The organism is Kribbella sp., assembly GCF_035687465.1.
In the GTDB taxonomy this organism is placed as follows: Bacteria; Actinomycetota; Actinomycetes; order Propionibacteriales; family Kribbellaceae; genus Kribbella.
Genome location: NZ_DASRXP010000355.1, coordinates 1 through 11777, shown reverse-complemented (window position 1 = coordinate 11777; position 11777 = coordinate 1). Strand labels below are relative to the sequence as shown.

The 11777-nt window shown below is 67.8% G+C and carries 16 protein-coding genes and 1 pseudogene; 9 read left to right on the top strand and 8 right to left on the bottom strand.

Annotated features, from left to right (window positions below):
* Nucleotides 1-304, top strand: a pseudogene (locus tag VFG33_RS18640) (hypothetical protein); the annotation flags it as partial.
* Here VFG33_RS18640 and VFG33_RS18635 read toward each other — a convergent pair.
* The gene (locus VFG33_RS18635) at nt 283-666 is read right to left on the bottom strand and encodes a DUF3224 domain-containing protein (RefSeq protein ID WP_325054169.1); all 384 of its coding nucleotides are present in this window, start codon (nt 664-666) and stop codon (nt 283-285) included. The pseudogene VFG33_RS18640 and the gene VFG33_RS18635 sit on opposite strands and share 22 nt — an antisense overlap.
* A 97-nt stretch (nt 667-763) precedes the next feature.
* Here VFG33_RS18635 and VFG33_RS18630 point away from each other — a divergent pair, with 97 nt between their 5' ends.
* The 3 genes from VFG33_RS18630 to VFG33_RS18620 all read left to right on the top strand — a co-directional run bounded on the left by VFG33_RS18630 (nt 764) and on the right by VFG33_RS18620 (nt 3085).
* Nucleotides 764-2167 carry a class II fumarate hydratase gene (locus tag VFG33_RS18630; protein ID WP_325054168.1) on the top strand — a complete coding sequence of 468 codons (1404 nt, stop codon included), beginning with the start codon at nt 764-766 and terminating at the stop codon, nt 2165-2167.
* Nucleotides 2164-2853, top strand: a complete 690-nt coding sequence (locus VFG33_RS18625) for a DUF402 domain-containing protein (RefSeq protein WP_325054167.1) — start codon at nt 2164-2166, stop codon at nt 2851-2853. The genes VFG33_RS18630 and VFG33_RS18625 overlap by 4 nt, the downstream gene beginning before the upstream one ends.
* A 70-nt stretch (nt 2854-2923) precedes the next feature.
* Nucleotides 2924-3085, top strand: coding sequence for a hypothetical protein (locus VFG33_RS18620; RefSeq protein ID WP_325054166.1), 162 nt, complete (start codon nt 2924-2926; stop codon nt 3083-3085).
* A 10-nt stretch (nt 3086-3095) separates the two neighbouring features.
* Here VFG33_RS18620 and VFG33_RS18615 read toward each other — a convergent pair whose 3' ends face one another.
* Together VFG33_RS18615 and VFG33_RS18610 are read right to left on the bottom strand one after the other, a co-directional pair.
* On the bottom strand, nt 3096-3308 hold the full coding sequence (locus VFG33_RS18615) for a helix-hairpin-helix domain-containing protein (RefSeq protein WP_325054165.1): 213 nt from the start codon (nt 3306-3308) through the stop codon (nt 3096-3098).
* Between the two features lie 118 nt (nt 3309-3426).
* Nucleotides 3427-5091, bottom strand: coding sequence for a fumarate hydratase (locus tag VFG33_RS18610; protein WP_325054164.1), 1665 nt, complete (start codon nt 5089-5091; stop codon nt 3427-3429).
* A gap of 125 nt (nt 5092-5216) precedes the next feature.
* Between VFG33_RS18610 and VFG33_RS18605 the strand changes: the two genes are divergently transcribed.
* On the top strand, nt 5217-5429 hold the full coding sequence (locus VFG33_RS18605; RefSeq protein WP_325054163.1) for a YdcF family protein: 213 nt from the start codon (nt 5217-5219) through the stop codon (nt 5427-5429).
* 9 nt (nt 5430-5438) lie between these two features.
* Nucleotides 5439-6170, top strand: coding sequence for a DUF1707 SHOCT-like domain-containing protein (locus tag VFG33_RS18600; RefSeq protein WP_325054162.1), 732 nt, complete (start codon nt 5439-5441; stop codon nt 6168-6170).
* Nucleotides 6171-6175: 5 nt separating this feature from the next.
* On the opposite strand, the gene VFG33_RS18595 is transcribed toward VFG33_RS18600, so the two are convergent.
* Entirely contained in the window at nt 6176-6508 is a 333-nt protein-coding gene (locus VFG33_RS18595) for a RedY/HapK family protein (RefSeq protein ID WP_325054161.1), read from the bottom strand.
* Between the two features lie 64 nt (nt 6509-6572).
* Here VFG33_RS18595 and VFG33_RS18590 point away from each other — a divergent pair, with 64 nt between their 5' ends.
* Together VFG33_RS18590 and relB are read left to right on the top strand one after the other, a co-directional pair.
* Nucleotides 6573-7154: a TetR/AcrR family transcriptional regulator gene (locus tag VFG33_RS18590; protein ID WP_325054160.1), complete on the top strand. Its 582-nt coding sequence runs from the start codon at nt 6573-6575 to the stop codon at nt 7152-7154.
* 247 nt (nt 7155-7401) lie between these two features.
* Nucleotides 7402-7701, top strand: coding sequence for a type II toxin-antitoxin system RelB family anti-toxin (gene relB, locus VFG33_RS18585; RefSeq protein ID WP_325054158.1), 300 nt, complete (start codon nt 7402-7404; stop codon nt 7699-7701).
* Here relB and VFG33_RS18580 read toward each other — a convergent pair.
* Nucleotides 7698-8228: a hypothetical protein gene (locus tag VFG33_RS18580; RefSeq protein WP_325054157.1), complete on the bottom strand. Its 531-nt coding sequence runs from the start codon at nt 8226-8228 to the stop codon at nt 7698-7700. The genes relB and VFG33_RS18580 overlap by 4 nt on opposite strands.
* Nucleotides 8229-8325: 97 nt before the next feature.
* Here VFG33_RS18580 and VFG33_RS18575 point away from each other — a divergent pair, with 97 nt between their 5' ends.
* The gene (locus VFG33_RS18575; protein ID WP_325054156.1) at nt 8326-9159 is read left to right on the top strand and encodes a hypothetical protein; all 834 of its coding nucleotides are present in this window, start codon (nt 8326-8328) and stop codon (nt 9157-9159) included.
* Here the strand turns inward: VFG33_RS18575 and VFG33_RS18570 are convergent.
* Genes VFG33_RS18570 through glpX form a run of 3 tightly spaced genes read right to left on the bottom strand, consistent with a single transcriptional unit; the run spans nt 9156 to nt 11616 of the window.
* A complete protein-coding gene (locus tag VFG33_RS18570; RefSeq protein ID WP_325054155.1) occupies nt 9156-9644 on the bottom strand; it encodes a hypothetical protein in 489 nt (162 codons plus the stop codon). The genes VFG33_RS18575 and VFG33_RS18570 overlap by 4 nt on opposite strands.
* A gap of 2 nt (nt 9645-9646) precedes the next feature.
* Complete coding sequence (locus tag VFG33_RS18565; RefSeq protein ID WP_325054154.1) at nt 9647-10585, bottom strand: carbohydrate kinase family protein; 939 nt, start codon at nt 10583-10585, stop codon at nt 9647-9649.
* Nucleotides 10582-11616 (bottom strand): class II fructose-bisphosphatase, encoded by a 1035-nt coding sequence (glpX, locus tag VFG33_RS18560; protein ID WP_325054153.1) that lies wholly within the window; start codon nt 11614-11616, stop codon nt 10582-10584. Before glpX ends, VFG33_RS18565 begins: the two co-directional genes overlap by 4 nt.
* Between the last annotated feature and the right edge of the window lie 161 nt (nt 11617-11777).

The following is an 11777-nucleotide window of genomic DNA, read 5'->3' as shown; positions in this document are numbered from 1 at the left end:
GACGGAGCAACCAAACGGTGCGCTCGACGGCATCCTGCTGGATGTGGACAACGGGCCGGATTTCCTGGTGTACAACGAGAACTCGACGCTCTACGAGGCGTCGTTCCTCAGTGTTTGCAGGGACAAGCTTCAGCGGGGCGGAGTACTGACGGTGTGGTCGTCATCTTCTTCTCAGGCTCTGGAGACAGCTATGCGGTCGGTGTTCGGGGGCGTTGAGGTGAAACCCGTCCCGGTGCAGCTGCAGGCGCGGGACGAGCTGTACTACGTCTACCAGGGCACCTCCTACGCGGAGGGCAGCTCGTAGTCCACGGTCAGGCGAGGTCCCTTGTCGTCATGCTCGTAGACAACTGTCCCGGTCAGGCCGGTGAGATCGCCCACAGCCGCGACGATCCTGCCCAGCGAGGATGTCTCCGCGGCGCTCGCCCCGTGCACCATCACGAACGACCCTTCCCGGCCCGCAAGCTTCCCTGTAAAGCGCTCGACAGCCGTGTACGCCGCGGGGCCGGCGCTGGTGCCCACCATCAGCAGCTCGGCCGAACTGGTCCCCACGAGCTCGCCGTCGGCGAAGTTCTTCCCGACCGTCGCACGGCCTAGTTCCAGCGCGTCGGCGTCGTCGTACGTGGACTGGTCCCACTTGGTGATCTCGAACGGCTGGGTGAACTTCATCGGAGCCTTTCCTCCTGTACTGCGGCGCGGAGTGTCGTTGTCCACAAAGGTTCTATCAGTCGCGGCCGACAGCCCCGATCGACGTACTCTGCAGGGTATGGGTGACAACGTGGAATACAGGATCGAGCACGACACGATGGGCGAGGTCAAGGTGCCCCGCGAGGCGTTGTGGCGGGCGCAGACCCAGCGCGCGGTGGAGAACTTCCCGATCTCCGGCCAGCCGCTGGCGCCGGCGCTCGTGCACGCGCTCGCGCAGATCAAGGCGTCGGCCGCCGTGGTGAACGCCGAGCTCGGCGTGGTGCCGGCCGACCTCGCCGTGGGGATCGTCGCGGCCGCCGACCGGGTGAGCGCTGGGGAGTACGACGCGGAGTTCCCGATCGACGTGTTCCAGACCGGCTCGGGCACCTCGACGAACATGAACGTGAACGAGGTGCTCGCCACCCTGGCGACCCGCGAGCTGGGCTCCGACGTCCACCCGAACGACCACGTCAACGCGAGCCAGTCGAGCAACGACACCTTCCCGTCCGCGATCCACGTCGCCGCCACCGCCGGGGTGGTGCAGGACCTGCTGCCAGCGCTCGAGCACCTGGCGGAATCCCTGTCCCGTAAGGGATCCGAGTTCGCCGAGGTGGTCAAGTCGGGCCGCACGCACCTGATGGACGCGACGCCCGTGACGCTGGGCCAGGAGTTCAACGGCTATGCCGCCCAGGTACGCCGGGGCGCGGACCGGGTCCGGGCGACTCTGCCTCGCGTGACGGAACTGCCGCTCGGCGGCACCGCCGTCGGCACCGGGATCAACACGCCGCCCGGGTTCGCCGCGAAGGTGATCAGCGAGCTGAACCGCCGGACCGGGCTGGAGCTGAGCGAGGCCGCCGACCACTTCGAGGCCCAGGGTGCTCGTGATGGTCTGGTCGAGCTGTCCGGCCAGCTGAAGACGGTCGCCGTCAGCCTGACCAAGATCTGCAACGACCTGCGCTGGATGGGATCCGGCCCGCGCGCCGGGCTCGGCGAGATCGCGTTGCCCGACCTGCAGCCGGGCTCGAGCATCATGCCGGGCAAGGTGAATCCGGTGATCTGCGAGGCCACCCTGATGGTCGCCGCCCAGGTGATCGGCAACGACACCACCATCACGGTGGCCGGTGCCGGCGGCAACTTCGAGCTGAACGTGATGCTGCCGGTGATCGCGCGCAACCTGCTGGAGTCGATCCAGCTGCTCACCAACTCTTCCCGCCTGCTGGCGGATCGCTGCGTCGACGGGATCACCGCCAACGTGGAGCATGCCCGCGCGCTGGCCGAGTCCTCGCCGTCGATCGTCACCCCGCTGAACCGCTACATCGGCTACGAGAACGCCGCGGCCGTGGCGAAAAGCGCGCTCAAGCAGGGCAAGACGATCCGCGAGGTCGTGATCGAGAACGGTCACGTCGAGAAGGGCGACCTGACCGAGGAGCAGCTCGATGCCGCGCTCGACGTCCTCTCGATGACCAGGCCGGGCGAAGCATGACCGCGCAGACGGAGTCCGGCGTGGGGTACCGGTGGGAGCCGGGCACCACGATCGAGTGGATGTACGAGGGCACCGGCCGGCACAGCGACAAGCCGAACGTCCGGCCGATGACGGTGGTCCGCGACGACGAGGATGGTCTGGTCGCCTGGCTCGCCCCCGGCACCCCACTGATCAAGCCGGTCCTGACCGACGGACGCGAGACCCGGTACGCCGGTCCGGAGGGGATGTTCATCGAGGACAGGGTGCTGAAGTTGGACGTCTGGCGGGGCACCGGGATTCTCAAGGTCGCGCCCGCCGGGAAACCCTGGTCCGTGTGGCACTTCTGGAACGAGGACGGCAGCGTCCGCGGTTGGTACGTCAATCTGGAGGCGGAGCACCGGCGGGATCCCGAGGACAAGCGGATCAGCACGGTCGACCATGTGCTCGACCTGTGGATCCACCCGGACCGGACGATCGAGTGGAAGGACGAGGACGAACTCGAAGGCGCCGTCGCCGCCGGCCGATTCACCCCGGCCGAGGCTGAGCGGATCACGGCGGATGCGCGAGCCGCAGTACGGGAGGTGGAGGCGTGGGCGTCGCCCTTCGCCGACAACTGGCACGACTGGCGGCCCGATCCGCATCTGCGGCTACCCGAGTCCCCTACCGGCTACACGGTCAGTCACATCGCGGAGGAGCTTCTCGGCTGACGCACGCCGCGACACAACGTGTGGATCACGGGCGGGAGCTTTCCGTCGGCAGCGGACTTACCTTGAGAACATGTACACCATCGAACTGGAAGACGAGGAACTGCGACTCCTGCGGTCCGCGCTCGGGTCGTACCTGCAAGCCTTCGGGCACAACGAGGCCGACCTGCTCCGGGCAGCGAAGCACCTGATGGTCAAGCTCCCGGATCCAGCCGCCGCAGCAAACGTCAGCTGACTGCCTGCGGTCACGCGGCGAAGGTGAGGCCGCGTTCCTCGAGGGCGGCCTCAAGGATGCGGACCGCCCTCGGCCCCACGCCGTGCAACGCAAGCAGCTCACGACGGCTGCAGGCGGCCACCTGAGCCAGCGTGGTGATACCGGCCTCCAACAGCGCACTGTTCGCCGGCCGCCCAATCGGCGGCAGATCCCCGACCTGGGCAGGAACATCACGGGTACTCATGCCGCCACACGGTACCGAAGCGCCCTCGCCCTGCCCAGCCGTCAACCGCGGGGGGCAGACGGTGAGGGCGACAGGCTTGGCGGCGCCGCTCAATCCCCCCAATCCACCAACCGACCAGTTAGCTGCGGGGGCGGACGGTGAGGGGGACGGGTTTGGCGGTGGAGGTGAAGAAGTCGTTGCCCTTGTCATCGACCACGACGAAGGCGGGGAAGTCCTCGACCTCGATCTTCCAGACCGCCTCCATCCCGAGTTCGGCGTACTCGACCACGTCGACCGACTTGATGCAGTCCTGCGCCAGCCGCGCCGCCGGACCACCGATCGACCCGAGGTAGAACCCGCCGTGCTCCTTGCAGGCCGCCGTCACCTTGGCCGAGCGGTTGCCCTTGGCAAGCATCACGAAGGAACCACCCGCGGCCTGGAACTGGTCGACGTACGCGTCCATCCGGCCGGCCGTGGTCGGACCGAAGGACCCGGACGCATATCCCTCGGGCGTCTTGGCCGGCCCCGCGTAGTACACGGCGTGATCCTTCAGGTACTGCGGCATCGGCTCGCCCGCGTCGAGGCGCTCCTTGATCTTGGCGTGCGCGATGTCGCGTGCCACCACCAGCGGTCCGTTCAGCGACACCCGCGTCTTCACCGGCAGCTTCGACAGCTCGGTGCGGATCTCGCTCATCGGCCGGTTCAGGTCGATCCGCACGACCTCCGCGTCGTCCGCCAGGTGTTCGTCGGTCGTGTCGGGCAGGAACCGCGCCGGGTCACGCTCGAGCTGCTCCAGGAAGACGCCCTCGGGGGTGATCTTCGCCAGCGCCTGCCGGTCGGCCGAGCACGACACCGCGATCGCGACCGGGCAGGACGCGCCGTGCCGCGGCAACCTGATCACCCGGACGTCGTGGCAGAAGTACTTGCCGCCGAACTGCGCGCCGATCCCGAACTGCTGGGTCAGCTCGAACACCTGCTGCTCCAGCTCGACATCGCGGAACCCGTGCGCCAGCGGCGATCCCGTGGTCGGGAGCGAGTCGAGGTAGTGCGCCGAGGCGTACTTCGCCGTCTTCAGCGCGTACTCCGCGGACGTCCCGCCGACGACGATCGCGAGGTGGTACGGCGGGCAGGCTGCGGTCCCAAGCGAGCGGATCTTCTCGTCCAGGAACTTCATCATCCCGTCCGGGTTGAGCACCGCCTTCGTCTCCTGGAACAGGAACGACTTGTTCGCCGAGCCGCCGCCCTTGGCCATGAAGAGGAACTTGTACGCCGGGTCGCCGTTGGCCGGGGTGGAGTACAGCTCGATCTGGGCCGGCAGGTTGGACCCGGTGTTCTTCTCCTCCCACATGGTCAGCGGCGCCATCTGGGAGTAGCGCAGGTTCAGCTTCGTGTACGCGTCGTACACGCCGCGGCTGATCCACTCCTCGTCCACGGCGCTCGTGAGCACGCCTTCGGACTTCTTGCCCATCACGATCGCGGTGCCGGTGTCCTGACACATCGGCAGCACCCCACCGGCCGAGATGTTCGCGTTCTTCAGCAGGTCGAGCGCGACGAACCGGTCGTTCCCCGAGGCCTCGGGGTCGTCGATGATCCGGCGCAGCTGGGTCAGGTGCGCCGAGCGCAGGTAGTGCGAGATGTCGTGCATCGCCTCGGCGGTGAGCGCCTGCAGGACCGACGGCTCCACCTGCAGAAAGGTGCGATCGCCGGCCGTGAAGGTGCTCACTCCCTCGGTGGTGAGGAGCCGGTACTCCGTGTCGTCGGCCCCCAGCGGGAGCAGTTCGGAGTAGTCGAAGTCGGCGGACACCGGTCGTACCTCCAGGCAAGTGGTCTGAGATTCGACCCAAGCCTAGAACCGCCCACCCCGGTCCGTCCCCGCGCCCTACCCGGATGTGTCCTGAACCACCACCACCGCTAACCGGTGTCGGTAGCGTGTCCGCCTCTGAAGGCGGCCGCATCCTCGTCGAGGACGAGAGCCGGACCACCTGGGAGAACGTCAGCAAGGTCATCCCGCTGATCGAGGAGGTGGATCGGATCAAGATCGTCTCCCAGTCGCTGCACGCCGAGAAGGCGCGGGGTCAGGGTCATTTGTCAGGGGTGAACCCGGGAGATTACTCATCTGCGGTGGCCTTCAGCCACGCGTAAGGTTTTGTCGTGGCCCAGGATGAGGTACCCCAGCAGAGCAACGATTCGTCGCACGTGCCGGCCCAGCCGAGCGGAGACGAGTTGGCGCTGCGCAGACGGGTCTCGGACCTCGAGCGGGAGAACGTCGCCGAGGTACTCCGCGAGGCCGCGGGGGAGGGCCGGCTCAGCTACACCGAACTCGAGGACCGCCTGGAGTCCGTCTACGGCGCGAAGACCTACGGTGAACTGATCGAGGTCTCATCCGACCTGCCGAACGGCCTCACGCTGCCGACGCAGTACGGGCAGCAGGAGCCCGCGCAGTACGGGAACCAGCAGTACGGGATTCAGCCGGCACCGCAGTACGGGGGAGCGGTGGTCGAGGTCGGGCCGACGATCAACGTCTTCCTGTCCGACACCAAGCGCATCGGCGGCTGGCTGGCGCCGCGGCGGCAGGAGGTGCACGCGGTCCTCGGCGACGTGACGCTGGACTACACCGAGGCCCAGATCCCGTTCGACGAGGTCTACCTCGACGTCCGGTGCATCCTCGCCGACGTGAAGATCCGCGTCCCGCAGAACGCGATCGTGCATCTGGAAGGCAACCCGGTGCTGGGCTCCATCTCCGAGCAGGAAGCCGGCTTCGGCGGCGTCGTCGAGCCGGCCACAGCACCACCAAAAACCTTCCACATCCGCGCCAACGCCGTCCTCGGCGACATCAAGATCCGCCGAGGCCCCCGCCTCAGCAAACGCCTCCGCCTCACCTGAACAGCTCAGACCAACCGATTGGTCTCCTCCACGACGGCCGAGTGGATGCCCATCGAGGTCTCTTGCAGGTACTGCTTCCGCAACTCATGGGCCCGCTGATAGCTCTCGGACTTGAGTGCCTCCTGCATTTCCTCGACGGAGTCAAAGCTGATCTGAACGATCGCGTCGATCGGCGGCTCGGCGTCGTCCGTCATCAGGTCGGCCAGGAAGTACTGCACATAGGCCCTGGTCTGCGGCAGTTCCTGGTACGTCGGCCCGTAGTCGACCTTCATGAACCGCCGGAACTCCTCGGTGCTGATCTCCGGCCTCTTCCGGATCACCGTCAGCAGCGTGTGCATCCCGCGCTCTCCCTCCAGGCTCGGCACTGAACACCTGTTCAGGATCGAAATCTATCATGAACAGGTGTTCAATAGCTCCGTGCCCAAAGAGGATTCGCGCGATCTCCGCGCCACCCTGCTCGCCACCGCGATCGACATGCTCGCCGAACCGCAGGCCGTCGCAGTACCGTCACTTCGCTCGATCGCCCGCGCGTGTGGTGTGGCTCCGTCGGCCGTCTACTGGCATTTCCCGTCCGAGGCGGAGCTACGGTCGGCGGTCCTGGATGCGGAGTACACGGACATGGTCGACTCGATCGAGCACGCCCTCGAGATCGGAGGACCCGACACCGACCCCCTCGAGATCGCTGGCGACGCCTACGTGAGCTGGGGCCTGGCCCACCCCGGCGCGTACCAACTCCTGTTCGAAAGCAACGACCCGATCCCCGAAACCCGCGCCGACAACGGCCCGCGCCTCCAACGCCGCATTGTCGACCTCGCCGCGGCGGTAGACCCCGACGACCCGTTCTCGGCAGCCCTGCTCCTGTGGACCGTCTGGCACGGCCTGGTCTCCCTACGCCTCCACAAAACCGACTGGCCCTGGGGCCTCACCCCCACCCAAGCCAACACCCGCCTGATCACCGCCCTGAAGCATCCGGCCGTCGACTGAGGCGACGCCATCTTCGTTATAGCATCGCTGCTATGACCTTGGGTACCGTCGAACTTGAGGCTGAAAGTGCGCGACTGGCTGGAGAGCCTGCCTACAGCACTCTTCGGAAGGGAACGACGGATCGTGTTGTTGACGGTGTTCCGTAAGTCGCGAACTCGCGAGACACGTGAGGTCGAGAGGGCTAGGAGAGCCTTCCAGAGGTGCGTTCGCGAGGAACATAGTGTGTCGACGGCAGAGGAGGTATGACGTGAGTGGTCGGCGGAGTTGGGAGCAGGTTCGGCGGGAGCGTATGAACGAGCCGGGCGCTGAGGAGGCGTATGACGCTGCGCGGCGTGCCTTCGAGCTCGGCGCGGCAGTGCGGCAGATGCGTGAAGAACGTGGTTGGACCCAGACCACGCTTGCGGATGCCGCCGGCATGACGCAGTCAGCGTTGGCGCGGTTCGAGGCCGGTGGGACAGTTCCGACCCTGGCGCTGCTCGAGCGGATCGCTCAGGCGCTGGACGCGCATCTGGTGGTGAAGTTCGACCAGGGCAGTTCGGCGGCTTAGGACGGCTCGGGGGTTTGGGCGGCGTGCTGGTCTGGGGTCGGGAGCGGGTGGGTGGCGTCGAGGGTTCGGAGCCAGTGGGAGAACTCAGCTAGGTCTAGGACGTGGTCTTTGCCGACGGTCAGCGGGTAGGCCCAGCGGTCGGTGGACTGGATGGCGAGGCTTCTGACGAGGGCGGGGCCGGTCGGGGTGCCGATACTCCCGATCTGGCTCCAGCGGAGGTCGTGTTTTGCGCGGCGGCCGATTCGGATGCCTTCGCGGTCGACCGTCAGCACCGGCCGCCGGGTGACCAGTTGCCAGACGCAGGCGATGGCCATGACGAGGAAGCCTCCGCCGGCGATCAGGCCGACGATGTCCCACCACTCTTCGCTGTCGTGGAACATCCGCCAGACGGGCTCGGCAACAGCCCTCAGCACCAATGCCACCACGAACACGAGCCGAAACAGCACCCGCCGAGTCCGCTGCGGGAACACGACGCGCCCGGTCCGGTCCAGCTCGGCAGACCAGACTGCTGCGCCTGCGTCACCCATCACCACGTGATCCCCCAGTCGTAGCCCAGCCCCGCGCCTACTGTAAGTGCCGCGTCGGTCCCTCAGCTGCCCCTCTGAGCAGAGGAAACTGCGGTACATGTCGAGGATCCGGTGGGTGCTTGCCTGGGTCTTCGTGCGAGGACCGGCCGCGCTCTATCAGTTGGGCGAGTCAGGATCGTGGATCTTCACCCCGATCCTGTTGGCGGGGATGGCCCTGACAGCCGGTGCGGGAGCGGGCGTCGGCGCTCTGGCCGGGGTGCTCGCCGGTACGCCGGTCTCCGATGCAAGCTTCAACGGCGTGATGATCGGCCTGGGGACTGCGATTGGCTGGCTGGTGATGTCGCTCCTGGTCATCGGCATCCTGTGGATCCGGGGCATCTCGCCGACCGAGGCCTTCGCCGGGTCGCAACAAGAGCCGCAACAAGACCCGCAGCAAGAGCCGCAGCAGGAGCCGCACGGTCGGCATGCGGGGAAGCCGGCGGCGGGTGGTTGGCGTCGGCGCGGGGAGCCGCTGGTGCCGGGCTCGCTGGTCGGCTTCTTCGCGCTGATCGCGGTGATCTTCGGCTTCCTCGCAGCGAACGCCTGGCACGACTCGCAGCCGTGGGACGAGCCGACGGCCGTGGTCGACGGAGTGGTCGTGGAGGTCGATGGGCCGGGAGCGATCGAGCGAGGCTCCGGGAAGGCGCTTGTCCGGTACTCCGACGACCACACGATTGAGATCAGCAGAGACCCCGACGACGAGCACTTTCTCCAGCTCAGGGACGTGCTACCGGTGGAGTACGCCGTCGCGCGGCCGGGGCGCGCGCGGGCTGTCTGGGCGGTCGAGTCGGCACGAGGCGACCTGACGTTGTGGGGGCTGTTGGCCGGAACCTGCGCAGTACTGGCTGTTGCCAGTGGCGTGGGGTACGTCGTCGGGCGGCGGAGGCGTTAGTCGGGGCGTTGTTGTTCGTGGAGGTGGCGGAGCCATTGGCTGAACTCGGCTAGTTCCTGGACGTTGTCCTTGCCGATGGTGAGGGCGGTGGCGTGGCTGTTGGCGGGCTGGATGGCGATGCTGCTGACGAGGGAGAGGCCGGTCGGGTCGCTGATGCTGCCGATCTGGCTCCAGCGGACCACCTCCTTGGACCGGCGGCCCAGTCGGATGCCTTCGAGGTCCACGGTGACGACCGGCCTCAAGGTGATCAGTTGCCAGCCGGTCCAGACCACGAGGATGACGAACCCCGCGAGCGCCGTGACGCGGAGGACGCCCATCGCGCCATCCATGTCGCCGTCGCGGACGTGGTCGACGATGGTGCTGATCGAGCCGATCATCAGCAGCAGGCCGAAGGCCAGGCGGATCAGCAGGCGGTTGCGGCGTTGCGGGAACACCACCCGCCCGGACGTCTCGAACTCGGCGGTCCACGCGCCCGCAGTACTCATGATCAGCCCCAGGTGGAAACGTACTCGGCGGCGGTCGGCGGGTCGGCGCCGTGCCGGGTGCAGGTGATCGCGGCCGCCCGCACCGCGTAGTCGACGACCTCGCGCAGATTCTTCTCGTCCAGACCTTCCAGCCGTACTGCGCCCAGTAACCCGCGCGAGTGCAGTCCCGCGATCAGCGCGGACATGAACGAATCACCCGCGCCCACTGTGTCGACCACGTCGATCTCAGGCGCGGAGACCTCCACCCGCGCGGTCCGGCTCACTCCAAGAGCCCCCTCGCCGCCCAGCGTGATCACCACGCACCGAGTCCGGTCAACGCTCAACAGCTCGGCCGCGATCTCGTCCGGTGACAGCCCGGGCCGGAGGAACTCACAGTCCTCATCACTCAGCTTGACCAGATCTGCCGCCGCAGCAAGAGCCCGTACTGCGGACCAGGTGGTCACCGGGTCTGGGGTGATCGTCGGGCGCGCGTTCGGGTCGAGCGTCACGGTGACGGGTTGATCCACGAGCGCGCCCAGGAAGTCCCGGATCGCGTCCGCTCCTGGTTCGAGCAGGGTCGCGATGGAGCCGGTGTGGACTGCCGGGCAACCTCTGGACAGCGTGAGCTTCGGTGGTTCCCAGGTGATGTCGAACTGGTACGACGCGACCCCGTGGCTGTCGAGGGTCGCGGTCGCCGTACTGGTCCGGAAGTTCGGATCCACCGAGCCCGGTGCGAGCTGGACTCCGTTGCCGAAGAGGTGCGCGCCGAGCTGGTCGCCGTACGGGTCGGTGCCGATGCGGGTGACCAGCTGGGTGGGGACGCCGAGGCGGGCGAGGCCGACCGCGACGTTGGCGGGGGAGCCGCCCGGGGTCGCCAAGGTGGCGTTCTTGCCGTTCTTGCCAGACCCGTTGCCGACGATGTCCACGAGAGCCTCGCCGATGACGAGGACGGGTGCCGTCATCGGGCGTGCTCGAAGTCGATGGCGGAGTACGCGCGGAGCTTGGAGAGCTGGTGCTCGCTCTCGATGCTGCGGATCGTGCCGCTGCGCGAGCGCATCACCAGCGAGTGGGTGCGCGCGATCGAGCTGCGGTAGCGGACGCCGCGGAGCAGTTCGCCGTCGGTGATGCCGGTGGCGACGAAGAAACAGTCGTCACCGCTGACCAGGTCGTCGGTGTCCAGCACCCGGTCGAGGTCGTGGCCGGCGTCGAGTGCCTTCTGCCGTTCGTCGTCGTCGCGCGGCCAGAGCCTGCCCTGGATCAGTCCGCCGATGCACTTCATCGCACAGGCGGCGATGATCCCCTCGGGCGTGCCGCCGATGCCGACCAGCATGTCCAGGCCGGTGTCGGGCCGCGCTGCCTCCACCGCCCCCGCGACGTCGCCGTCGCTGATGAACTTGATCCGCGCGCCGGTGGCCCGGATCTGCATGGCGAGATCCTGGTGCCGCGGCCGGTCCAGCAGGACGACGGTGACGTCGTCCACGGACGAGCCCTTCGCCTTCGCGACCCGGCGGATGTTCTCCGCGACCGGCAGGCGGATGTCCACCACGTCCGCCGCCTCGGGGCCGACCACCAGCTTCTCCATGTAGAACACCGCGGACGGGTCGTACATGGTGTGGCGCGGGGCCACCGCCATCACCGCGATCCCGTTCGCCATCCCCTTGGCGACCAGCGTGGTGCCGTCGACCGGGTCCACCGCGACGTCGCACTCCGGGCCCTCGCCCGAGCCCACCTGCTCGCCGTTGTAGAGCATCGGGGCGTTGTCCTTCTCGCCCTCGCCGATCACCACCACCCCGTTCATGCCGACCGTGCCGATCAGCGTGCGCATCGCGTTCACCGCCGCGCCGTCGGCGCCGTTCTTGTCGCCGCGACCGACCCAGCGGCCGGCCGCCATCGCGGCTGCCTCGGTCACCCGGACCAGCTCGAGGGCCAGGTTGCGGTCGGGCGCATGCTCGTCGACCTCGAGATGGGCGGGAGGGGTACTGGGGTCGCTCATGCCACGGATCGTAGCCAACGGCCGACCGGGGTGGTCGGGCGAGATCGGGAGCAGGGACACTGGTGGCATGAGTTCGACTGGTCAGGAGCAGGATCACGCCAAGGAGGCGGCGGCCCGGGAGCAGGCGCGGGTCCGCGCGGAGGCCGAGGCGTACCGCAAGG

Excerpts from the sequence above, each read along its gene's own strand:
- VFG33_RS18635 (WP_325054169.1), bottom strand. The coding sequence starts at position 666 with ATGAAGTTCACCCAGCCGTTCGAGATCACCAAGTGGGACCAGTCCACG.
- VFG33_RS18630 (WP_325054168.1), top strand. The coding sequence starts at position 764 with ATGGGTGACAACGTGGAATACAGGATCGAGCACGACACGATGGGCGAG.
- VFG33_RS18625 (WP_325054167.1), top strand. The coding sequence starts at position 2,164 with ATGACCGCGCAGACGGAGTCCGGCGTGGGGTACCGGTGGGAGCCGGGC.
- VFG33_RS18620 (WP_325054166.1), top strand. The coding sequence starts at position 2,924 with ATGTACACCATCGAACTGGAAGACGAGGAACTGCGACTCCTGCGGTCC.
- VFG33_RS18615 (WP_325054165.1), bottom strand. The coding sequence starts at position 3,308 with ATGAGTACCCGTGATGTTCCTGCCCAGGTCGGGGATCTGCCGCCGATT.
- VFG33_RS18595 (WP_325054161.1), bottom strand. The coding sequence starts at position 6,508 with ATGCACACGCTGCTGACGGTGATCCGGAAGAGGCCGGAGATCAGCACC.
- VFG33_RS18580 (WP_325054157.1), bottom strand. The coding sequence starts at position 8,228 with ATGGGTGACGCAGGCGCAGCAGTCTGGTCTGCCGAGCTGGACCGGACC.
- VFG33_RS18575 (WP_325054156.1), top strand. The coding sequence starts at position 8,326 with ATGTCGAGGATCCGGTGGGTGCTTGCCTGGGTCTTCGTGCGAGGACCG.
- VFG33_RS18570 (WP_325054155.1), bottom strand. The coding sequence starts at position 9,644 with ATGAGTACTGCGGGCGCGTGGACCGCCGAGTTCGAGACGTCCGGGCGG.
- VFG33_RS18565 (WP_325054154.1), bottom strand. The coding sequence starts at position 10,585 with ATGACGGCACCCGTCCTCGTCATCGGCGAGGCTCTCGTGGACATCGTC.
- glpX (WP_325054153.1), bottom strand. The coding sequence starts at position 11,616 with ATGAGCGACCCCAGTACCCCTCCCGCCCATCTCGAGGTCGACGAGCAT.